At 63.1% G+C, this 21410-nt stretch carries 22 protein-coding genes and 2 pseudogenes; 13 read left to right on the plus strand and 11 right to left on the minus strand.

Annotated elements, in window-relative coordinates; genetic code table 11:
* Together GO615_RS15440 and GO615_RS15445 are read left to right on the plus strand one after the other, a co-directional pair.
* Positions 1 to 384: PEP-CTERM sorting domain-containing protein (locus GO615_RS15440; protein ID WP_169129616.1), on the plus strand; the 384-nt coding region annotated here is incomplete at its 5' end.
* A gap of 145 nt (positions 385 to 529) precedes the next feature.
* Positions 530 to 1123, plus strand: a complete 594-nt coding sequence (locus GO615_RS15445) for a helix-turn-helix domain-containing protein (RefSeq protein ID WP_169129618.1) — start codon at positions 530 to 532, stop codon at positions 1121 to 1123.
* Here GO615_RS15445 and GO615_RS15450 read toward each other — a convergent pair.
* Positions 1114 to 1871, minus strand: a protein-coding gene (locus GO615_RS15450) for an IS5 family transposase (protein ID WP_422614274.1) whose coding sequence is annotated in 2 segments (ribosomal slippage) — positions 1114 to 1547 and positions 1547 to 1871 — 759 coding nt in all. Because the reading frame shifts where the segments join, the coding sequence is not laid out codon by codon here. The two genes, GO615_RS15445 and GO615_RS15450, sit on opposite strands and share 10 nt — an antisense overlap.
* Positions 1872 to 2143: 272 nt before the next feature.
* Positions 2144 to 3233 (minus strand): annotated as a pseudogene (locus GO615_RS15455) (IS5 family transposase).
* Between the two features lie 93 nt (positions 3234 to 3326).
* On the opposite strand from GO615_RS15455, the pseudogene GO615_RS15460 reads away from it, so the two are divergent.
* Positions 3327 to 3938 (plus strand): annotated as a pseudogene (locus GO615_RS15460) (ISL3 family transposase); the annotation flags it as partial.
* 117 nt (positions 3939 to 4055) lie between these two features.
* Here GO615_RS15460 and GO615_RS15465 read toward each other — a convergent pair.
* The 5 genes from GO615_RS15465 to GO615_RS15485 form a co-directional block, all read right to left on the minus strand.
* Positions 4056 to 4874 carry a 2-oxo acid dehydrogenase subunit E2 gene (locus tag GO615_RS15465; RefSeq protein ID WP_169129620.1) on the minus strand — a complete coding sequence of 273 codons (819 nt, stop codon included), beginning with the start codon at positions 4872 to 4874 and terminating at the stop codon, positions 4056 to 4058.
* A gap of 73 nt (positions 4875 to 4947) precedes the next feature.
* On the minus strand, positions 4948 to 5631 hold the full coding sequence (locus tag GO615_RS15470) for an acyltransferase (RefSeq protein ID WP_169129622.1): 684 nt from the start codon (positions 5629 to 5631) through the stop codon (positions 4948 to 4950).
* 50 nt (positions 5632 to 5681) lie between these two features.
* Complete coding sequence (locus GO615_RS15475) at positions 5682 to 6914, minus strand: glycosyltransferase (protein WP_169129624.1); 1233 nt, start codon at positions 6912 to 6914, stop codon at positions 5682 to 5684.
* Positions 6914 to 8050, minus strand: coding sequence for an NAD-dependent epimerase/dehydratase family protein (locus tag GO615_RS15480; protein WP_169129626.1), 1137 nt, complete (start codon positions 8048 to 8050; stop codon positions 6914 to 6916). Before GO615_RS15480 ends, GO615_RS15475 begins: the two co-directional genes overlap by 1 nt.
* A gap of 135 nt (positions 8051 to 8185) precedes the next feature.
* Entirely contained in the window at positions 8186 to 8935 is a 750-nt protein-coding gene (locus tag GO615_RS15485; RefSeq protein ID WP_169129628.1) for a lytic transglycosylase domain-containing protein, read from the minus strand.
* A 277-nt stretch (positions 8936 to 9212) separates the two neighbouring features.
* Here GO615_RS15485 and GO615_RS15490 point away from each other — a divergent pair, with 277 nt between their 5' ends.
* From GO615_RS15490 to GO615_RS15535, 10 genes are all read left to right on the plus strand, one after another.
* Complete coding sequence (locus tag GO615_RS15490) at positions 9213 to 10355, plus strand: type II secretion system F family protein (protein WP_339380044.1); 1143 nt, start codon at positions 9213 to 9215, stop codon at positions 10353 to 10355.
* On the plus strand, positions 10352 to 12025 hold the full coding sequence (locus GO615_RS15495) for a GspE/PulE family protein (RefSeq protein ID WP_169129632.1): 1674 nt from the start codon (positions 10352 to 10354) through the stop codon (positions 12023 to 12025). The genes GO615_RS15490 and GO615_RS15495 overlap by 4 nt, the downstream gene beginning before the upstream one ends.
* Positions 12006 to 12734, plus strand: a complete 729-nt coding sequence (locus GO615_RS15500; protein ID WP_169129634.1) for a hypothetical protein — start codon at positions 12006 to 12008, stop codon at positions 12732 to 12734. Before GO615_RS15495 ends, GO615_RS15500 begins: the two co-directional genes overlap by 20 nt.
* Positions 12731 to 13273 carry a hypothetical protein gene (locus GO615_RS15505; RefSeq protein WP_169129636.1) on the plus strand — a complete coding sequence of 181 codons (543 nt, stop codon included), beginning with the start codon at positions 12731 to 12733 and terminating at the stop codon, positions 13271 to 13273. The genes GO615_RS15500 and GO615_RS15505 overlap by 4 nt, the downstream gene beginning before the upstream one ends.
* The gene (locus GO615_RS15510) at positions 13270 to 13944 is read left to right on the plus strand and encodes a hypothetical protein (protein WP_169129638.1); all 675 of its coding nucleotides are present in this window, start codon (positions 13270 to 13272) and stop codon (positions 13942 to 13944) included. The genes GO615_RS15505 and GO615_RS15510 overlap by 4 nt, the downstream gene beginning before the upstream one ends.
* 11 nt (positions 13945 to 13955) lie before the next feature.
* The gene (locus GO615_RS15515; RefSeq protein WP_169129640.1) at positions 13956 to 14450 is read left to right on the plus strand and encodes a hypothetical protein; all 495 of its coding nucleotides are present in this window, start codon (positions 13956 to 13958) and stop codon (positions 14448 to 14450) included.
* Between the two features lie 224 nt (positions 14451 to 14674).
* Positions 14675 to 16855, plus strand: a complete 2181-nt coding sequence (locus GO615_RS15520) for a secretin GspD/PilQ domain-containing protein (RefSeq protein WP_339380045.1) — start codon at positions 14675 to 14677, stop codon at positions 16853 to 16855.
* 8 nt (positions 16856 to 16863) lie between these two features.
* Positions 16864 to 17331 (plus strand): prepilin-type N-terminal cleavage/methylation domain-containing protein, encoded by a 468-nt coding sequence (locus GO615_RS15525; protein ID WP_169129644.1) that lies wholly within the window; start codon positions 16864 to 16866, stop codon positions 17329 to 17331.
* Between the two features lie 7 nt (positions 17332 to 17338).
* Positions 17339 to 17722, plus strand: coding sequence for a type II secretion system protein (locus GO615_RS15530; protein ID WP_169129646.1), 384 nt, complete (start codon positions 17339 to 17341; stop codon positions 17720 to 17722).
* Between the two features lie 31 nt (positions 17723 to 17753).
* On the plus strand, positions 17754 to 18317 hold the full coding sequence (locus GO615_RS15535; protein WP_169129648.1) for a type II secretion system protein: 564 nt from the start codon (positions 17754 to 17756) through the stop codon (positions 18315 to 18317).
* On the opposite strand, the gene proB is transcribed toward GO615_RS15535, so the two are convergent.
* The 4 genes from proB to rplU form a co-directional block, all read right to left on the minus strand.
* Positions 18314 to 19429 (minus strand): glutamate 5-kinase, encoded by a 1116-nt coding sequence (gene proB, locus GO615_RS15540; RefSeq protein ID WP_169129650.1) that lies wholly within the window; start codon positions 19427 to 19429, stop codon positions 18314 to 18316. The two genes, GO615_RS15535 and proB, sit on opposite strands and share 4 nt — an antisense overlap.
* A 59-nt stretch (positions 19430 to 19488) precedes the next feature.
* Positions 19489 to 20685, minus strand: coding sequence for an Obg family GTPase CgtA (cgtA, locus tag GO615_RS15545; RefSeq protein ID WP_169129652.1), 1197 nt, complete (start codon positions 20683 to 20685; stop codon positions 19489 to 19491).
* An 87-nt stretch (positions 20686 to 20772) separates the two neighbouring features.
* On the minus strand, positions 20773 to 21036 hold the full coding sequence (gene rpmA, locus GO615_RS15550) for a 50S ribosomal protein L27 (protein ID WP_121427261.1): 264 nt from the start codon (positions 21034 to 21036) through the stop codon (positions 20773 to 20775).
* Positions 21037 to 21060: 24 nt separating this feature from the next.
* A complete protein-coding gene (gene rplU / locus GO615_RS15555) occupies positions 21061 to 21372 on the minus strand; it encodes a 50S ribosomal protein L21 (protein WP_121427262.1) in 312 nt (103 codons plus the stop codon).
* Between the last annotated feature and the right edge of the window lie 38 nt (positions 21373 to 21410).

Here is a 21410-nt window from a genome sequence, read left to right on the forward strand (position 1 = left end):
GTGGACGGTTCGGGGGGGGGGAAATTGGAGGGGAGCGTAGTTACAGCAGATACGAACTTCTTTAAGTCTGATTTTTCGCAATTAGTCATTGATCTGTTCTTCAATACCTCGATCATCACTCCATTCCTGCAGGCTGACCCGGCAGCTTTGGTTGCTGGATTTACGCCGCAGTACGGTGGTGCGGTTCCTGGTTTCAGTTTCACCAGCGTTAATGGTTTGGGGGGCGGGACCTGCGATCTTTGTGATTTCCAGTTCCAGGCTGATGCCAACCAATCCTTCTCCGTTGCTGCGGTACCAGAGCCCAATACTCTAGCACTGCTCGGATGTGCATTAGGAGTGGCCGGGTTGATGGGCGGAGTAGGGCGTCGATATCGCCGCGTATGATGGATGAAGAAAAGGGAGGGGAGCCTCCCTTTTTTTGGTTCTTCACGTAATCCGGGGGAAGTAGTGGTTGACGGGTCGGAGGTTGGTAGATTGGCAGTCGCCAAACAAACCGATCCCCTTCCTCTTCCCCGTCATGCGAGATGCTATGTTGGACTTGGTCTTCTGGGAAGGCCATGTCGTTGATTCATCCGAGGAGCGCGCCGACGGCTCGCTGCTTCTATCCCTCTCAGAAGATCCTTCGTACAGCCCTCGATGCGGGCGATGCGGCAGTGACTGCGTATTGGTTCATGAGAGGCGACGCCGACAGGTGCGTGATCGGGACTGGTTCGATCGACGGATCTGGCTGGACGTGCCTATTCGCCGGCTCGACTGCTACCACTGCGGCGCACGCGCGGCCGAGCGCCTGAACTGGCTCGACGCGGGCGAACGCATCACGCACAGGCTGCGCGCTTGGGTCGATGCCTTCGTACAGATCCTGCCGATTGCCCATGTCGCCGAACTGACAGGCTTGCACTGGCACGCCATCAAGCGCATCGACCGTCGACGTCTGCAGGCCCAATACGGGCACTTCGATGCACGTGGGGTGCGTCGGTTGGTGATGGACGAATTCGCGCTACACAAGGGGCACCGCTATGCGACGGTGGTCATGCATGCCGAACGGATGCAGGTACTGTGGGTTGGAGAAGGCAACAGCCGCGAGGCCATCCGGCCGTTTTTCCTAGGTTCTGTTTACATATAGCGATATAAAATTACCGCGCAAACGATTCGAACGAATGCCATGTAGCTGCATGCGAGCTTGTCGTAGCGTGTGGCGATCCGACGGTAATGCTTGATGCGGTTGAAGAAGCGCTCGATCCGGTTTCGCGCCTGGTATGTACAGCGGTCGTACTGCCTGGGCGCGATACGGTTGGAGCGAGGCGGGATGACCGCTTGCGCACCGGATGCTTCGATACTCATGACCAAAGCGTTGGCGTCGTATCCTTTGTCGGCAACTAGGGCGGCGCACGGCATATCGGTGATCAAATCGTGCGCACAATCGATGTCGGCGACCTGTCCCGCGCTCAGAATCATGCGCAGCGGTTTGCCCAAGGCGTCGACGGCAAAGTGCAGCTTGGTCGTCAGACCTCCACGCGAGCGCCCCAGCGCCTGCGGTCCTACTTTTTTTGGGCGCCTGAGGCGTGCTGGTGGGCACGAACGATAGTCGAATCGATGAATACCCGCGCCAGATCGCGCTCACCGGCCAGTGCAAGGGCGATCCGGTCCCAGACGCCTGCATCGCGCCAGCGCGCAAAGCGCACATACGTCGAGTGCCAGTTGCCGAACTCCGGAGGAAGGTCCCGCCACGGACTGCCAGTGCGTGCCAACCAAAGGACCGCCTCGACGAAAAGCCGGTTGTCTTTGGCTGAACGCCCTCTATCGCCTGGCTTGCCGGGTAAAAGCCCTTCGATTGTCTGCCGCTGTTCATCCGTCAGTACCATCCGAAGCATCCTGATCTACGCCCAAAGATCAGGATGTAAACACAAATCAGCAAATGTGAACAGCCCCTAGCAGGGTGTTGAAAATTAGCTCTTCACCTTCGATTTCCAGCTTGGCTGGCGAAAATCGACTCTGAAAGGATCCGACGTGGTTCGCCATGAAGAGGTTTCCAATCGCCTTTCAAGCCGATTCTGCTACCGCAATTGAGCAGCGCTCCCGTCGCTGCAAAGACATCGTTTCCCATCCAATGCTGCAATCGGAATGGCGCGCGAGCGCCAACGAATTACGGCGCCAACAAATTGCCCAATCGCGTCAGGTTGTACGCGGCGAAATTGAGCAGGGCATGCGCGCGAATCTTGTCCAGGCCGCGCGCCATCAAACGGCGCAGCGTGCCGATATCCTTCACCCAGCCGAAGGCTTCCTCGATCATCTTTCGCCGACGCAAACTGGCCGCGTAGCCTTCGGCGGTCTTGACGCACTGCGGTACTGCGCTGCCTTGCGTCTTGGCGGCAACATGCGGGGCGATGCCCAGTGCCGTCAGGGCGCCCACGAATTCTGCGGTGTCGTAGCCCCGATCCGCAGCCACGGTCGGCTTGCAGCTCCCGCTCGCCGGTTTGATGCTGCGTTTGGCCATCACCAGCGCGGCCTCACGTTCGGCCGTCCCGGTGGATGGGGTCGTGTGCACATCGACGATCAGCCCGTGCCGGTTCTCGGCCAGTGCGTGCGTGGTGTAGCTCAGAAACGCCATGCCGCCGCCCTTGCTCGCCAGCAGGGCGGGACTCGGGGTCCGTGCGCGAAACGTGCGTTGCGTTCGAGCGTTTCTTGCCCCGAAAATCGACCTCCGGGTCGCGCCCCTGATCCGGTCCGGGCGGTTCATCCGAGCCGTCGCGCGCGGCCATGCTCTTGTGCGACGCCCACGCCCGCAGCAGCGAGCCATCGACGCTGAAGTACTCATCCGACACCAGATCGGCCCATTCGGCGATCGCCACCACGCCGCCGAAGAACTCGCGCATCACGCTCTCCTTGAGCAGGCGCTCGCGGTTGGCCGAGAACGTCGAGTGATCCCAGATCGCCTCGTCCAGCGTCAGCCCGACGAACCAGCGGTACATCATGTTGAAATCGATATGCTCGACCAGCGCGCGTTCCGAGCGGATAGAAAACAGGCATTGCAGCAGCGAGGCCCGCAGCAATCGTTCCGGCGCAATCGAGGGGCGTCCGCCTCCGGCGTAAAGCGCATCAAAGTGCGCCGACATCGAGCGCAAAACCAGATCGGCGAGCAACTTCACGCGGCGCAGCGGATGGTCTCGGGGAATTCGATCCTCGAGATTGACATAGCTGAACAGGGGGCTCTGTTTATCGTCGGTGCCGCACATCGGAAGAATTGCCGTGATAATGCAGATCGTATTGTAACGTCCGTAAAACCCTTGCCGTTGCTAAAGTCTTACTAAATCAACAGCCTGCTAGTGCTTGGCGAAGGCAGCTGCCATCACATCGAAGCGGTCGCGATGGATATGAATACCGCCTTCGATCTGGAGGTTCGCGTGCATTGCCCGAACGCCGAAGTGGTCTACGACCTGTTTCACGTCGTCGCCCGCTTCGGTCGGGAGGTCGTCGACCGGGTGCGGGTCGATCAGGCCAACGCCTTGCGCAGCGTCCCTGCACAGCGACAGGTCATAAAGCGCTCTCGCTGGTTGTTGCTGCGCAACCGCGACAACCTCAGCTACGAGCAGGCGGTCAAGCTTGACGAGTTGCTGGCGGCAAACTTACCTCTGGCCATCGTCTATCTTCTGAAGACGGCATTCAAAGAAGTCTGGTTCGCGCCCACCGTGCGAGAAGAAGGGGCGCGAAGATGGAAAAACTGGTACCGCCTAGCCATCGACAGCGTGATCGCCTTTGCCAAACGACTGCGCAAGTATCTGCGTGAGAGCCTCGCGTCAGCCATCTTCCCGCTTAACACCAGCGTCCTGGAAGGCGTCAATAACCGCATCAAGGTCATCAAACGTATGGCCTACGGCTTCCGCGACTCGGCCTATTTCTTCCTGAAGATCAAGGCCGCCTTCCCCGGAAAGGCGCGATGAACCTTTTTTTTGGTTGTTGGTGCGATATGGGGAGCTTAAGGTTGACGGGGTAGGTTGGCAGAGGTCAATTAGTCGGCGTATCTGTCGAAATGTGCGAGCGGTGATCGTGGTGATGCATCAAGGTAATAGCATATCTTCCGCGCCCTCGAGAATGTCGACGATGCGCCGGAAGAATCGTGCCGCTTGGGCGCCGGCAATCATGCGGCGGTCAAAGCTAAGGGTTAATATGAAAGTGGGGCAGGCTACGATTTGGCTGTCACGTACCACTGCACGTTGCTTTACCAAGCCGAATGAGACGCCAACAGGCCATACCCAGGTTGCGCCGATCGCGTCGACACCATATTTTGCGGGGGAGCTGACTACAGCAGCGCCTCCGCGGTACTTAACCCACAATGACGGGAAGAAGCAAGGTAGACGGATCGCGAGAGCCGAAAGCCAGCGGGGCAGTCTCCGGATTGCATTGCTGAATTCGTTCCATTGCTTGTTGTTTTCCGGTGTTGCAGTCGAGAGAATCTGAAGCCAATCGGAGATTTCATCGAGCGATTGTTCGTTTGCCGAGCGAAGGATGTCGCAAAATGCAGTTCCTTCCATGCCCGGTTCGCTTCGTTCGACGGCAACCGCCATGTCGCAACGGGAAAAGCGTACGGTCGATGTTCCCAACAGTAATTGGGGAAATCGCGGGAAGAGGCGCGCATTGGCATAGGGAAAGTCGGCAAGCGCCATGGCCGTGGCCTTGACTACGAAGGCTGTGTATGGCGTTGCGCGCCGTCCCGGTATTGCGCGGGTTCGAGTGCGAATTGATTCGATCTCTGTTAGATCAATCTCGGCAAAGAAATTAACGCCGACGATGCGTTTTGCCTCGTACTCGACGATCGCGACGTTCGCATCGGAAAACTTACCGCTCGGGGCTTTGAGGTAGTCGGGGGTGTTTGGCATCTGACTTCCCTATACGCAGAACTTAGTCGACGGTCGTTCGCGTCACGTAGGCTGTACGGGGGCGCAATTACGATCAAGCCACGAGCGAACCGAATGAGGTCCGCAGTGGTCGCGCAGGTGTTCCTCCCCAGACTTCTCCGGCAGGAATAACCGTGCCTTTTGTGACGACCGAACCGATCGCAACGGTGGCTCCATCGGCAATTGTGACGTCTGCAAGGATCACAGCATTCGCGCCAATTGTCACGTTATTGCCAATGGTAATGGGGTAGTGGGCCAGATGCTCCCCTTCAATCACGTGAGGAATAAGCAGCGCTCCCTGTCCGACGATAGTGTTCGATCCGATGTCGATCATGACGGGGTCAAATAATATTCCACCGCTGTAAGTGTTAGCTCCGAGGCGCGCTCCGAGTGCGATGTAGATCGTCCGCATCAGGGGAACGGGAACGAGGTTGCTCTTCATGATCGGATAGAACAGGATCAGAAAGAACAACAGATGAACGTGGTAGATGGCTTCGTCAGGCGAATGGAGAGCAATCTCGCCCTGCGGTAGCGGGCGCAGACGTAAGAATAGTCGATACGTGGCAATCGAAAAGGCGTACAGCAAGCAGAGGAACAATGTCGATACCAGTATCGACCTGAATTCTTGTGCCCATTTGATCATCGGGAAGACGAGCCATACGCAAAATGACGCAAGCGCTACTGAGATGAGTAATAGAGCGAGAAAGGTGGCAATCTGGCCGGACGTAATTCTGCGCATTGCGACGGAAATCTTGGATGTTAAATATCCGCGGGCTGCTGGGGTAGCGATTAGACGTGAACAGTCTGTGGAGCTTCCAGTGCGTCATTGATGACGCTCTGAAATTCTATTGAAGCGTCGAAGGTCTTGAAGTCTTCCGCAATGGCCTTGGCTGCCGATGTGTATGCTTGAGTGTGCAGTAGCGTCAGCGCTGCATTGCGCAATGTTCTTCCGTTCGCTTGGCCAGCTCGCAGCATACGTCCGGCGCCCGCGGCCTCCACGTAGGACATGGTGAGAAATTGATCCATGTTGGAGCAGATGCCGAGTACGGGTTTCCCGACGGAAAGCGCTTGATATACGCTGGCGCTGCCACCGTTGCAGATGACCAGGTTGGCGCGCGCGGCTGCATCGAGGCCGGGAAGGTAGTCAGCTACCCGTGCATTGCCGGGAAAGCGATCCAAGCTGAGTCGTCCCGCGGTTGCGACGAGAAGATTGGCTTCTACATCTGACATTGCTGCAAGCACCTCTGGTAGGAGTGAGACGAGTCCCGTGGACCCAAGCGTGACGTAAATTGTGGGTTTCGACGCGTTAACGTCATTCCACCAAGTTGGCTTTGCGATGGCGGGTGACCATATCAGCGGGCCAATATAGCGGTGATAGGTCGGAAGGTCTTGTGTTGGAACAAGTCGCGGGGTGTCGGCGTATAGAGTCCAATCGCCTTCAGTGTAGAGGTTACGTAGATCGTGGATCGGCTCCAGCCCATAATGAGCGCGCACTTGGTTCATTGGTTTGGCGTGCAGTTTGAAGATAATCGGCTGCAATAGGCGGAACATCAAACTGGCTAATGGGACGCCCAAAATGTGTGCGCTGCGGTGCTCAGGGAGGGGGAAAGCGCGTCTTGCGGAATAAGGACTCCAGTGTGCGTTAGTAAGCACAAGGTAACGAGTTTTTCGCAGACGCGCGCTGACGGCAAGCGATAAACGAAAGTCGCCGATTACGATGTCGGGGTTGAGTTGATCAAGCAATTCGAGATCGTTCTCGACATAAGAGCGCAACTCGGTTGCGGCGTATAGGGGCGCACCAGCTGAAAGTCTTTGCAAGAAGGTTTCGGGCGTAATGCTTTCGATGCGATGGCGCTGAAACGTCGCGGCGTCTAGGCAGAACGAATATGCGTTGGAACTGGCAAAGTGGACGTCCCATTCGTCTCGCGGGAGGCAAGAGGCGAGCGTAAGAGGTCGGGTGACGTGCGCCAGTGACACGGCTTCAGCGAAAAACAGAGCGCGGCGTCGCGCGAGATTTTTCATCAGGATTGTTTGGTGGCTTGGCCGAAGAGACCGTATCGGGTCAGTTCATCCACCGTCTTCTGGTACATATCTACGGCGTCATGACGCTGCGCCCAAGCGACGAATTCCTGCATGCCCTCAATCAGACCGACACGCGGTTCGTATCCGAGCATCGTATGAGCGCGGCCCAAGTCGGCTACGCAGGCGTGGATGTCACCCACGCGAAACTCGCCTCGGTCTTCAAAAACGGGGGCCTTTCGGAGGGAGTGAGCTAGGGCGCTTGCGACATCCCCGATTCTGTCGCTCCGGCCGGTTCCTACATTGATGCAGGTTCCTGGGGTGCAGTTCGCTTCGAGTGCCAACAAATTGGCGGCGACTACATCGGAAATGTGGACGAAATCGCGCTCTGGGGTCCCCCTCTCGTACAGTGAAATGGGCTTTTCACTGAGTAGTCGACTGTAGAAGATCGAGACAACGCCCGTGTAAGGGTTTCGTAGTGACTGCCGTGAGCCGAAAACATTGAAATACCGAAGTATGGTTACGGGAAGTCCGAATGTGCGCGCGGCGTACGTGGCAAGATCCTCCTGATGTTTCTTGGTCCACGCGTACATCGAGATCGGGTTGAGGGGTCTGTCCTCGGCGGTTGGCTCCGACGTCAATGGGCGATGACATTCGGGGCACAAGACCGCATAGATACCGCGCTCCATGTCTTCCCTTCGGCGGGGGGCGGGAAACTGCTTTCCATGGTCCGTGCAGAAATGAGTTCCCTCGCCATAAACTGCCCTGGACGATGCGAGCACTATGCGCTTTAGGGATGCATCGCTCTTGAGAATGGCTTCGAGTAGCGTCGCCGTGCCCGTAGTATTGGTGTCGGTGTAGTTGTGCATGTCATACATGCTCTGCCCAACGCCGGTGAGAGCAGCCAAATGGTATACGGCATCGATACCACCCAGCGCACAGCTTACATTCTCGAGGCTGCGCACGTCGCCCCGAATCGCCTCGACGCGGGGATCCAAGTACTCCGGAAATGCGCCTGCGGGTCCGTGTATTTGTGGATCTAGGATGTCAAGTATTCGAACTTGATGCCCTGCCGCTAGCAGGGCATCTGCGGTGTGAGATCCGATGAATCCTGCTCCGCCAGTGATAAGCACGCGCATTGCAAATATCTCCCATTGACCCGCATCCGCGAGTGTCGAAGGTGGTCATCTGCTCATCAATTCACACTAGCACAATGGCCTCGTTTTTCGCATCGAACTTTGCGGTGGCCCGTCCGTTTATAGCTTCGCGCACTGCTATTCGTGTCGTCTGGGTGGCTGTGCCTGTTGTGCGGGAGGGGTGCGGCTGTCGTCATTGTTGAGAAGTTCTTCATAATGCTTGAGCACTGTCGGCACGTAGCGCTGCGTTTCTGCATATCGAGGAATGATGTTGCCGTGGCGCTCTACCGTCCTTTCGCCTGCATTGTAGGCCGCTAGCGCGAGTGGTAACGAGCCGAACCGGTCGATCAGTTCGCGCAAGTAGCGGGCGCCGCCCGCCAAGTTCTGACGCGCGTCGAGCGGATTGCTGACGCCGAAACGCGTGGCTGTTGCTGGCATCAACTGCATCAGGCCTAGTGCGCCCTTTGGTGAACGAGCCTGTTCGTCGAAGCGGCTCTCGACGAAGGCGACGGCTTCCACCAGTGCCGGATCGATGCGGTTTTGCTTCGCAGCGTCGCGTATCAGGGGCGATAGCTGTCCGGGGCTGCGGCGGCGACTGTTTCCATCCGCTCGCGCTGCGGTGCTTCCAGTCGCCGGGCGTGGTGAAAGTATTTCCAGGATCAGGCGGTGGCGGGGGTGGCTGGGCGCGTCGCTGAAGTTAAACACTCCGCGGTCGTCGGCATAGCCGTAGAGACGGTCCGCCCAGCACGATCCGGCGCTGCAGAACATGATGAGGGCAGACGCGACGAATCCAGCGCGACCATTGGCCCTGGCTCCCGAGCGACGCGCGAAGTCGGCCGTTCGCGGCAATCGAGTGGGGGCGTTAGGTGATGGCGTTGGTCTTTTCATGGGACCTCATCCGGACTTTCGGTAACGCCTGCAGCCCTTTCGGAATGCAATGCGGAGCGCTGCCACGAACTGTCCCAGTATGTAGGAATTTCATGATGCTTTCTATGCTAATGTTGGCGCAGGTCGCAGCGTGGAGACTACCCATGCGACCGGGATAGGTTCGGTGGGAGCGCGCGCTCCCCGCAGGGGGAGTTCAGGCGTCGTGAGGATGCTGGGCATACAGCTAACGATTCACTGGTGATCCATGCGTTATCGTGTCAGGGCTCTCGGGGCGAACGTGTCCGTCGTCGAAACCGAACTCGAGGCGGGGTGCGAGGCGGATGTACGTGCGCTGGCCGAGGCGCGCGGCTTGTCCATACTTTCGCTCAAGGCGCTGGAGCGTGGCCGGGGCCGCAGCCGTTTTCCGTTGCTGCTGTTCAACCAGCAGCTGTTGGCCCTGCTGCGGGCGGGTATTCCGTTGGCCGAGGCAATCTCTGCGCTGGCGGAGAAGGAGCGCTGGCCGGCGATCCGGTCGGTGATGCAGGGGCTGCGCGAAGCGTTGCGCGAGGGCCGCAGCCTTTCGAGCGCGCTGGAGTCGGCGCCGCAGGCCTTTCCCCCCCTGTATGTCGCGCTGATTCGTGCCGCGGAGCGTACCAGCGACCTGGAGAGGGCCATTGTGCGCTTCATCGCGTATCTGGAGGACGGTGAGCGCCTGCGTGACAAGCTGATCAGCGCAGCGATCTACCCCTTGCTGCTCGTCGGCGTGGGCGGTCTGGTGGTGCTGTTCCTGCTCGGATACGTGGTGCCACGTTTCTCGCATATCTATCAGAATGTCGGCACCAACCTGCCGTGGATGTCGCGCCTGCTGCTCGAGTGGGGGCAGTTCGTAGAGGGGCACTCCATCTTGCTCGGGGTGATCGTGCTGGCATTGGTGGGGGCAGGGGCCGTCGTGGTGCGTAGCCCTGCCCTGTGGGCGACCGTGGGGCGCTACATGTGGCGCATGCCGTTCGTCGGGGAGCGCCTGCGGGTGTTTCAGCTCGCACGTTTCTATCGGACGGTGGGAATGCTGCTTTCGGGAGGCATTCCGGTCGTGACGGCGCTGGGGATGGTGTCGGGGCTGCTTTCGCCGCCATTGCGGGCGAACCTGGCTGCCGCGATTGCCGCAATCCGCGAGGGGCGCAGTTTCTCGGAGATGCTGGCGGCGCGCGGCCTGACGACCCCTGTTGCGCTGCGCATGCTGGAGGTCGGCGAACGTGCGGGGAGTCTGGGCGAAATGCTGACGCGCGCGGCGGAATTTCACGAAGAGGATACCGCGAGGCAGGTAGAGTGGTTCACGCGTCTGTTCGGCCCATTGTTGATGTTGCTGATCGGTTGTGCGATCGGCCTGATCGTGGTGCTCATGTACATACCTATCTTCATGCTTGCAGAGAGCATTCGATGAGCGAATCGCTGACTGCGGAGCTCGCTCCCGCTCCCTTTACTGCGGCGGAACTCGCGGCGGCGTTGGAGGCCGGCGAGCGCATCATTGACGGGCTCGCGAAGCTCGAGCCGAGTCCGGCGCTGCGTGTGGAACGTCTGGCGTCTGCGATCGGGCTCACGTCAATAGGGCACGGGCGTCTGATGGCGCTGGAGCCGGACTTCGGTGCGATTCCGTTCGAGATGGCGTTGAGCCGGGAGTGCGTGGCGCTACGTGGTGAGGACGGTGGCCTGGTCGTCGCGATCGCCGACCCCTTCGATGCCGACCTGCTGGATGGATTGGGTGCGCGCCTGCACGAGCCGTACGAGCTCGTGTTGGCGGATCACGACGATCTCGCGGCTTGCCTCGCACGTCATGAGGATGAGGTGCGACGGGCGGCCGGACTGATCGCATCTCACGAGGAGGGCGGAAAGGGCGACGGCGTCGAGGATCTGTCGCTCAAGCGCATCAGCGCGGACGTGAGTCCCGTCGTCAAGCTGGTCAATTCGACCCTTTATGATGGCTTGAAGCAGCTCGCGAGCGACATCCACCTCGAGTCGATCCCCGGAGGCCTGGTCATCAAGTACCGCCTCGACGGGGTGCTGGTGCGCGTCGGCAGCGCGCAGGGCAACGAGCTCGCCGAGCAGGTCATTTCCCGCATCAAGGTGATGGCGGAACTCGACATCGCCGAGCGCCGGGTGCCCCAGGATGGGCGCTTCAAGGTCCGCTCGGGCGGGCGCGAGATCGACTTCCGCGTATCGATCATGCCCAGCATCCACGGCGAGGATGCGGTGCTGCGTATCCTCGACAAGGAGCACCTCAGCCGCGAGATGAGCGGGCTGACGCTCGAGACGCTTGGATTTGACGATGATGTGCGGGGAGCACTGCGCCATCTCGCGAGCGAGCCCTACGGCATGCTGCTGGTCACCGGGCCGACCGGTTCGGGCAAGACGACAACGCTCTACGCGACGCTTGCCGAGACTAACCAGGGACTCGACAAGATCGTCACCATCGAGGATCCGGTCGAGTACCAGCTCAACGGCGTGCTGCAGATCCCGGTGAATGAGAAGAAGGGGCTGACTTTCGCGCGTGGTTTGAGGTCAATCCTGCGCCACGACCCGGACAAGATCATGGTCGGCGAGATCCGCGATGGAGAAACGGCGGAAATCGCAGTGCAGGCGGCATTGACCGGCCACCTCGTATTCACCACGGTGCACGCGAACAACGTCTTCGACGTGATGGGGCGCTTCATGCACATGGGGATCGATCCGTTCAACCTTGTCGCCGCGCTCAATGGCATCGTCGCCCAGCGCTTGCTGCGCATCAATTGTCCGCACTGCACGGAGGACGTGCCGCCCGACGCGCAACTGATCGCACGTTCGCGCATCGGCGATGCGAGCGCCTTCCGCTTCCGCGCAGGCCATGGCTGCGGCCAGTGCCGCGGGACGGGTTATCGCGGCCGGCGCGCGGTGGCTGAAGTGCTGCTGCTCGACGACGAGATCCGCGAGCTGATCGTCGCCCGTGCGCCGATCCGGACTGTGAAGGAAGCGGCGCGACGCGGCGGATTCCGCGGCCTGCGCGACGCGGCGCTGGCGGTGGCCGCGGCCGGGGAAACCACGCTGCAGGAGGTGAATCGTGTCACGCTTCTCGGCTGAAGCCCGCCGCCTGCTGATCGAGCAGGACGCGATCCGCGTCGGCCATGGTTCGACACAAAGACGGCGGGCCTACGAGTGGGCTCCCGATGCCGCCCTGGCGGCGCTGGCAGCGGAGCCGGACGGCGGGGTGATGCGCGGTTCGCGCTGGGATGTACTGTTCGCCGATGCCGTGGTGCGCTATCTGATCGTCCGGTGGCCGCCCGGCCTGCGTGGCGCGGCCGAGCGCGAAGCGTTTCTGGCCCTGCGGTTCAGGGAGGTGCATGGAATCGGTGCGCCCGAATGGCGCATCGTCGTGGAGCGTGGCGCAACCGATTTTCCCGTCGTCGCATGTGCCGTGCCTGCCGCACACATCGAGGCAGTGTCCGCTTGGGGCAGGGAGCACCGGTTGCGTTTCGGCAGCGTCACGGGCGAGTTCCTTGCCGCCTATAACCGGGTGCGCCCCGAACTGGAAAGTCCGTTCGGCGCGTTGGCGGTGCAGCGTGAAGGGCGGGTCACGCTGGGGTTCTGGCGCGATGCGCAGTGGCAGTCCTTGAGCAGCCAACCGCTCGGCCCGGCCGGGGATATGTCGCTGGGCCTGTACCTGGAGTCCCAGGCTCTGCGCTCAGGCCTTCCGGGTGAGGCCGGAGTTCTGTATTGCATCGGCGAGGGACCGCGGGTTCCGGCCGGATGGCGCAAGCTTGCGCTGCACGCCGAAGGGTGGGAAGGATGAGACAGGTTCCGTTGGCGGTGGATCTCGATTTTCTGCGAACGGGCCGGCGGGTGAGCGTTGCGGGTTGGGGGATGCTCGCGGCGGGGGTGCTCGCCTGTGCGCTCCAGATCATTGACTACCGGCGTGCCAGTGCCGACATCGATGCGCGCACGGCGGCCGCGCTGAGTGCGCGCGAAGAGGCGCGGCGCGCACAGCCCGTTGCGGCGGTCGAGGGGAACCCCGTGAGCGCCGAGGAGGCGAAGGCCGTGCTTGGCGTCGCCGAGCGGCTGAATGCTGATTGGGGCGGGATGCTCGGCGGCATGGCAGGCGCGCAGGGCGAGGGGGTTACGTGGCTGAGCCTGCAGGCGGATCAGGCGCGGGGCAGGCTCGCGGTCGCCGGACAGGCCCGCTCGCTTGCGGAAATGTTCGAGTTCGTCGCCCGGCTCGGTGCCGTGCAGGGGATACGGGACGCCCAGTTGGCGAATTACGAGTGGGTGCAGGTCGATAGTGGGGACGCGGTGCGATTCACCGTGAATGCAAAATGGAGCGGACGTCCGTGATGCTCGGCGCTGGTGTCTTGATGCAGTACTGGTGTCCGTGCCTCGTGGCGATGGTTGCGCCCGCGTCGGGCGGCGGCGAGGTTGCCGCGACCGCCGCGCCGGATGTGGGTGGGGCGCGCCGCAGCGGGGCGTCAGCCCGTCTCGCCAGGGAGTACATCGGACGGCTCGTGATGAATGCCGGTGTTCCCGGTGTGTTTGGGGTGTTGCTGCTGGTGGCTGCCGCGCTGGGGGGGTACGTTGCCAGTACCGACATCGATCGTCGCGCCGCGGCGCTTGCCGAAGAGCAGAACCGTACAGAGCGCAACGCAAGTGCCCCGGCCCCGGGGAGCGACGATCGCGCACGCGTCGTGGCCTTTTTCGAACGATTCCCGCCGGCCGCCGCGCTGCCGGAGAGCCTGCGCCGCCTGAACGAGCACGGTGCCGCACACGGCATCAGCGTCCGCCGCACCGACTACGGCAGCTCGGTGGTGGCCGGCACGCCGCTGACGCTCGTCAGTCTCACGATACCCGTTGAGGCCGACGCGGCGGCGCTCTATGTCTGGCTTGGCGCACTGCTGCGGGAAATGCCCGAAATCGCGCTGGAATCGGTGAGTTTCAAGCGCGACAAGAGCGATGCCGAGGCGGTCGAGGCGGATATCCGCCTGCAACTCTATCTGCGGGGGCGCTCATGAGGATGCGCCACGTGCTCCTGGCAGTTGCGCTGCTGGCGACGCTGGCAGCGAGCTGGTGGGCTGTCAATGAAGAGTCGGGCGTGGATGTGGTTCAGCCCGTCGAGCGCGCACCGCGGTCCAGGCTTGCGTCGGGGCAGGGAAAGTCGGGCGATGCGCCGGCATCGACGGCGGGGAGTCTCGCCCGACTCGATGTCGTGCGGGCAACGTGGCCCGAGCTGGATGATCCTCTGGCGCGTATCGTCAGCTTCGCCCCGCCTCCACCGCCGACCGCGTCAGCGCGGCCCGTGGAGCCGCAGGCGCCCCCTTTGCCGTTCCGCTATGTCGGCGCGATCGACGACGCACAGGGCAAGGCGGTGTTCCTGCTCGAGGGGGCGCAGGTCCGCGTGGCGCGCCAGGGCGAGGAAATCGCGGGCCGTTACCGTGTCGAGCGCATCACCCCGTCCGCGGTCGAATTCACTTATCTGCCGCTCAAGAAAATTCAGACTCTCAATCGCCAGAATCCATGAAAACGAAGACTTCGACCTTATCGCGATGCGGGGATTGCCAAGTCCTTCGTTCGATGCCCGCGAGCGCTTCGTCGCGCCGCAGATCTTCGGCGTGGAACGAATCCCCGCTCGCGCGCGCGCTGCGGAACGTCCTCCTGCCGACTTTTTCCGCCCTTCTTCTAGCCGCGTGTGCCGGCAACCCTGCGCTCGAACAGAGTCGACGCGACTTTGCCGCCGGCGATCGCGTGGAGGCGTTGCTGCGGCTGGAACAGGCCGTGAAGAAGGATCCGGAGAACCTCGAATTGCGCAGCTATTACGTGCGCCAGCGCGATCAGGTCGTGACGGAGAAGCTGGGTGTGGCCGAGAAAGCGCACGGGGCGCGGAAGCTGGACGAGGCGGCGCTGCTGTATCGCGATGTGCAGAAGCTCGACCCGGAGAACGCACGGGCCCGGCTCGGCCTTGAGGACCTCGAGCGGGCGCGTCGCCGTGCGGAGCGACTGGGGCAGGCCAGAGCAGCCCTCGCTGCCGGGGATGCAGCGACCGCCGGCCGCATCGCACGCGGGGTGTATGCCGAGGCGCCCGGCGACAGGGCCGCGCGCGAGCTGGTGCTGGAGCTGGACGAACGCGCCGAGCGTGCGAGCAAGCCGCGGGCAGAATCCCTGCAAGGGGCGATGGCCCGGCCGGTGACGCTGGAGTTCCGCGATTCGCCATTGCGCGTCGTGTTCGAGGCGCTGTCGCGCGCGAGCGGACTGAATTTCGTGTTCGACAAGGACGTGCGCGCGGACAGCCGCGTGACGCTGTTCGTGCGCGAGAACTCCGTCGACGAGGTGCTACGCCTGCTCTCCGCGACGCAGGGCATCGAGCGCAAGTTGTTGAACGCGAATACCGTCCTCATCTACCCGGTGACCACCGCCAAGCAGCGCGAGCACGTCGAGCTGGTGACGCGTAGCTTCTACCTCGCGAATGCCGAGGCGAAGGCCGCACAGACGCTGATCAAGCAGTTGGTGAAGAGCCGGGACGTGTTCATCGACGAGAAGCTCAACCTGCTCGTGATGAAGGACACGCCCGAAGCGGTGCGCATGGCCGAGCGCCTGGTCGCGACGCTGGATGTGCCCGAGCCGGAGGTGATGCTGGAACTGGAGGTGCTGGAGGTCAGCCGCAACAAGTTGCTGGACTTGGGGATCGATTTTCCCGACCAGGTCGGTTACGGCCTGCTGACGCCGACGCTGCCCGCATCCAGCCAGATCGTGAATGGCGTAGTGATCTCCGGCACAACGCAGCTCGGTGGCAAGCTGCTTGACGGCAACATCGACCTGCGTCACAACCGCAACGATCTCGTACCCTTCATCGCCAACCCGGGGGCGGTGCTGCGCCTGAAGAGCGAGGACGGCGATTCGCGCATGCTCGCGAACCCGCGCATCCGCGTGCGCAACCGCGACAAGGCGAAGGTGCATATCGGCGACAAGCTGCCGGTGTTCACGACGACCTCGACGGCCAACGTCGGCGTGTCGGCCTCGGTGTCCTATCTCGACGTCGGTCTGAAGCTGGAGGTGGAGCCGTCCGTCTATCGCGATGACGAGGTCGGCATCAAGCTGAGCCTCGAGGTCAGCAGCATCGTCAAGGAGGTGCCCGGCCCCTCCAGTTCGCTCGCCTACCAAGTCGGTTCGCGCAGTGCATCCACTTCGTTGCGCCTGCGCAATGGCGAGACTCAGGTACTCGCGGGCCTGATCAACGACGAGGAACGCTCGTCAGCCCAACGCCTGCCCGGGCTGGGCAACCTGCCAATGGTCGGCAGGCTGTTCTCGGCCCAGCGCGACAGCAACAACAAGACGGAGATTGCTCTGCTGATCACGCCGCGCATCGTGCGCAACGTGCTGCCACCGGTCTCGCTGCTGGCTGAAATGCCCGCGGGAACGGAGTCGAACATCGGTGCCGAGCCGCTGCGCATCGGTGCGACGGCGCCCCGCAGCCTGGGGCTGGTGGGCGAGGGGCGTCCGAGCCCTGCCACGCCGGTCGCGGCGCCACGCGCGGTGGCGGAGGAGCGTGCGGAGCCGGCCGAAGCGGTGGAGGCGAAGGAGGAGCAGGCGGCGCCCGAAGTCGCGCTGATCCTGCCTGAAACGGCTCGCCGCGGCGACACGTTCAACGCCATCGTGCGCGTAAGCGGAGCCGCCGGGGCAACCGCCGCCGATGTCACGATCGCGTACGATGCCAACCGCCTCGAAGCGGACGGGGCGGTGACCCCGGGAACGGTTCAGCTGCCCGTGAGCCTCAGGGATGGCCGGGCCGATCTGGTCGTGCGCCTTCGCCCCAAGGCCGATGCTTCGGGCGTGGCGACCATGGTCGCAACCGGCATGAAGCTGCGCCGCGAGACGGGCGACGAAGACGTGGCGCTGTCGGCCGGGGGCACGGTGCGCATTGCCGAGTGAGGGGCCAGGTGACGCGCGGATTCACCCTCATCGAGCTCGTCGTGACGGTGGCCATCATCGGCATCCTCGCGGCCGGGGCAATGCCGCTTGCCGAACTCGCCGCCCAGCGCGAGCGTGAGTCCGAGTTGCGCATCGCCCTCCGCCAGATCCGCGCCGGACTCGATGCGTACAAGGCGGCCTACGTCGAGCAGCGCATCGAGCAGCGCGTCGACGCGTCCGGCTATCCGCCTGACCTCGCGGTGCTGGTGAATGGCGTACCCGATATCACCCATCCGGCGGGCAAGCGCATCTACTTTCTGCGCCGCCTGCCGCGCGATCCCTTTCACACCGACCCCTCCGTGCCCGCGGAGCAGACCTGGGGCAGACGCAGCTATGCGAGCCCGCCGGAGGAGCCGGCCGAGGGGAAGGACGTGTATGACGTCTATTCGAAGTCGCCCCGCAGCGGACTCAATGGCGTGCCATATCGTGAGTGGTAAGGGTGCCATGACGAAGCGGAGGATCGCTGCGGGCTTCACCCTCATCGAGCTGCTGGTGGTGCTGGCCATCATCGCGACACTGATGTCGATCGCCGCTCCGCGCTATTTCGAGCACCTGGACCGCAGCCGCGAGGCCTCCCTGCGCCAGACGCTGTCGGTCGTGCGCGATGCGATCGATCGCTACCACGCGGACATCGGCAAGTGGCCGCCCGATCTCGACACCCTCGTGACGAAGCGTTATCTGCGCAAGCTTCCCGTCGATCCGATCACCGAGCGCAGCGATTCGTGGCAGCTCGTAGCGGCGCCGGGCGAGGAGGAGGCGGGGGTGTGGGACCTCCACAGCGGGGCCGAAGGCACAGCCAAGGACGGTACGCATTTTGCCGAGTGGTGAGATCGTGCGCGGTCGTGTGCGAGCGCAAGGCGTGAGGGCTGGTCCCCGTGCAGTCGGGACGCGGCAGGGCGGTTATACCTACCTGCTGGTGCTGTTCATCGTCGCAGGGCTCGGCCTGCTGGTGGCGCAGACCGGGGTGGTGTGGCGACAGGCGGCGCAGCGCGAGCGCGAGGCGGAACTGCTGGTGATTGGCGTGGAGTTCTCGCGTGCGCTGTCCAGCTATGTCAAGGCCGGTGCGGATCACAGCCTGCCCGAAAGTCTGCAGCAACTCGTGGAGGATAGGCGCGGGCCGGTTCTCGTCAGACACCTGCGCCGGATCTATCGCGACCCTTTTACCGCGCAGCCCGTCTGGGGCCTTGAGAAGGCCGGCGGACGAATCGCGGGCGTGTATAGCCTCGCCCAGGGCGTTCCGATCAGGCAGCACGATCTGCCCAAGGAGCTCGGCGGGCTTACGGGCGAAGTCAGGAGCTACGCCGAGTGGGTGTTCAGGCCGCTCGAAGCGGACGACGGCACTGCAGTCGGAACGGCTCCCGGCGCGGGCCCCGCCGCCGCTCGCGCCGGGGGCGGCGCAGCCGTTCCGGGATTAGGCGATTAGCGCAGCACCATGTTGTCGCGGTGGATCAGTTCCGGCTCGTCGATGTAGCCGAGCAGCTGTTCGAACTCGCTGCTGGGTTTGCGCGCCACGCGACGGCATTCCGTGCTGCTGTAATTGACCAGCCCGCGGCCGATTTCCTCGCCTGACGGCGTGCGGCAGGCGACCGCCGAGCCGCGTTCGAAGTCGCCGCGCACTTCCACCACGCCAACCGACAGCAGACTGCGCCCGCTGCGGAGCGCTGCCGCCGCGCCGTCGTCGATGACCAGATCGCCCGCGAGCTGCAGGTGGTCGGCGAGCCACTGCTTGCGCGCCTGCAGCGGCGAGCTGGTGGCGTAGAGCAGGGTTCCCAGCGCCTCGCCCTTGCCCAGGCGCACCAGGGCGTCGGGCTCGTTGCCGCTGGCGATGCAGGTATGTGCGCCGCTGCGGGCGGCACGCTGGGCGGCGCGGATCTTCGTGATCATGCCGCCCTTGCTGATGCCGGTGCCGGCGCCGCCGGCCATCGCCTCGTAGGCGCGGTCCTCGGCGCGTCCCTCGGAAACCAGCGTCGCGGACGGGTCCTGGCGCGGGTCGGCTGTATAGAGGCCCTTCTGGTCGGTGAGGATGATCAGTGCATCGGCTTCGATGAGGTTCGCGACCAAGGCACCCAGCGTGTCGTTGTCGCCGAACTTGATCTCGTCGGTGACGATGGTGTCGTTCTCGTTGATGATCGGAACGACCCCGAGTTCGAGCAGCGTCGTCAGTGTCGAACGGGCGTTCAGGTAGCGCTTGCGGTCCGCGAGATCGTCATGCGTGAGCAGGATCTGGGCGGTGCGGATGCCGTGGCCGGAGAATGCGTCTTCGTAGGCCTCGACGAGGCCCATCTGCCCGACCGCGGCGGCGGCCTGCAGCTTGTGCATTTCCTGCGGTCGCTTCGTCCAGCCCAGACGCTGCATGCCCGCGGCGATGGCGCCCGAGGACACCAGCACGACCTGCTTGCCGGATTCGCGCAGGGCGGCGAACTGGCGCGCCCAGTCCGCCATCGCGGCCTTGTCGAGACCGGTGCCGTTGTTGGTGACGAGGGCGCTGCCGACCTTGACCACCAGGCGGCGCGCGTTGCGGATCTTGTTTCGCATGATCTGTGACGGCAAGCGTGGGCTAACGGGGAGGAGCCGGCGCGAGGCCGGGCTCGGGGTCAGTTGCCGGACTTCTCCGGGCGGTCCGCTTCATCGAGGTCGTCTTCGTCCTCGTCCGCGTCGTCTTCCGCAGCGAGGATCGCCTGCAGCCTCGCCTGGTAGGCGGCCTCGGCGCGGGCCTCCGCCTCGGCGGCGAGGCGCGCCTCCTCGGCGGCGTGTTCCGCGCGCTCGGCTTCGGCCTGGGCGCGGTCGGCGTCGAGGAAGTCCTGGATCGCGAAGACCAGCGGACGGACGCCGTCGCCGGTGAGGGCGGAGATCTCGAAGTGGCGATCCACCGGGCCGTAGGCCTCGAGGAACGCGGCGATACGCTCGGCGCGCTCCTCTTCGGGGATCAGGTCCAGCTTGTTCAGCGCGAGCCAGCGCGGCTTGTTGTACAGCGACTCGTCGTACTTGCGCAATTCCTCGACGATCGCCTTGGCGTCATGGACGGGGTTGGCGTCCGGATCGAAGGGCGCGAGGTCGACGAGGTGCAGTAGCACGCGGGTACGCTGCAGGTGGCGCAGGAACCGGTGGCCGAGGCCGGCACCTTCGGCCGCCCCCTCGATCAGGCCGGGGATGTCGGCGATGACGAAGCTGCGGTTTTCGTCGGTGCGCACGACGCCCAGGTTGGGCGCGAGCGTCGTGAACGGGTAGTCGGCGACCTTCGGCTTGGCGGCCGAGACCGATCGGATGAAGGTCGACTTGCCGGCGTTGGGCATGCCCAGCAGGCCGACGTCGGCCAGCACCTTGAGTTCCAGGCGCAGCATGCGGCGTTCGCCTTCCTCGCCGAGGGTGCGCTTGCGTGGCGCGCGGTTCACGCTCGACTTGAAGTGCAGGTTGCCGAGGCCGCCCTTGCCACCGCGGGCGATCAGTGCGCGCTTGCCATCGACGTTGAGGTCGGCGATGAGTTCGCCGCTCTCGAAGTCGGTAATGACGGTGCCGACCGGCATGCGCAGCGTGATGTCCTCGCCGCTCTTGCCGTAGCAGTCCTTGTTGCCGCCGTTCTCGCCGCGTTGCGCGCGGTGCATGCGCGTGTAGCGGTAATCGACCAGCGTGTTGAGGTTGCGGTCGGCCACAGCGAAGATGCTGCCGCCACGGCCGCCATCGCCGCCGTCGGGGCCGCCGCGCGGGATGAATTTTTCGCGGCGGAAGGAGGCTGAACCGTTACCGCCGTCGCCGGCCATGACCTCGATGCGCGCTTCGTCAATGAACTTCATGTGCTGTGCAGTGCCGAGTTGTGCTTATGGCAAAAACAAAAAAGCCCTACCGCAAGGATAGGGCTTTTCGAACCTTGACGCCGGAACTCAGGCGGCTTCGGGCACGATCACGACCGTGCGGCGGCGCAAGGCGCCCTTCACGGTGAACTGCACGGTGCCGTCCTTCAGCGCGAACAGGGTATGGTCCTTGCCGATGCCGACGTTCTCGCCCGGGTGGTATTCGGTGCCGCGCTGGCGAACGATGATGTTGCCTGCGAGCACGAATTGGCCGCCGTAGCGCTTCACGCCAAGTCGTTTCGATTCCGAGTCGCGGCCGTTACGGGAACTACCGCCAGCTTTTTTGTGTGCCATGACGAATTACCTCCTTGGCTCTGATCAGGCCGAGATCGCTTCGATGCGAAGCTCGGTGTAGTTCTGGCGATGGCCCTGGTGCTTCTGGTAGTGCTTGCGGCGGCGCATCTTGAAAATCTTGACTTTCTCGTGACGGCCGTGGGAAACCACGGTCGCCTTCACTGCGGCGCCGGAAACCACCGGGGTGCCGATCTTGACCGACTCGCCCTCGCCGACCATGAGAACCTGGTCGATGGTGATTTCGGAGCCCACGTCAGCCGGTATCTGTTCTACCTTGATCTTTTCGCCGGCTGCGACGCGATACTGCTTGCCGCCGGTTTTTATCACCGCGTACATGGTGTTGCTCCAGTTGATGGGTTTGCAAAGGAATCGCG

The organism is Aromatoleum evansii (assembly GCF_012910805.1).
Taxonomy (GTDB): domain Bacteria; phylum Pseudomonadota; class Gammaproteobacteria; order Burkholderiales; family Rhodocyclaceae; genus Aromatoleum; species Aromatoleum evansii.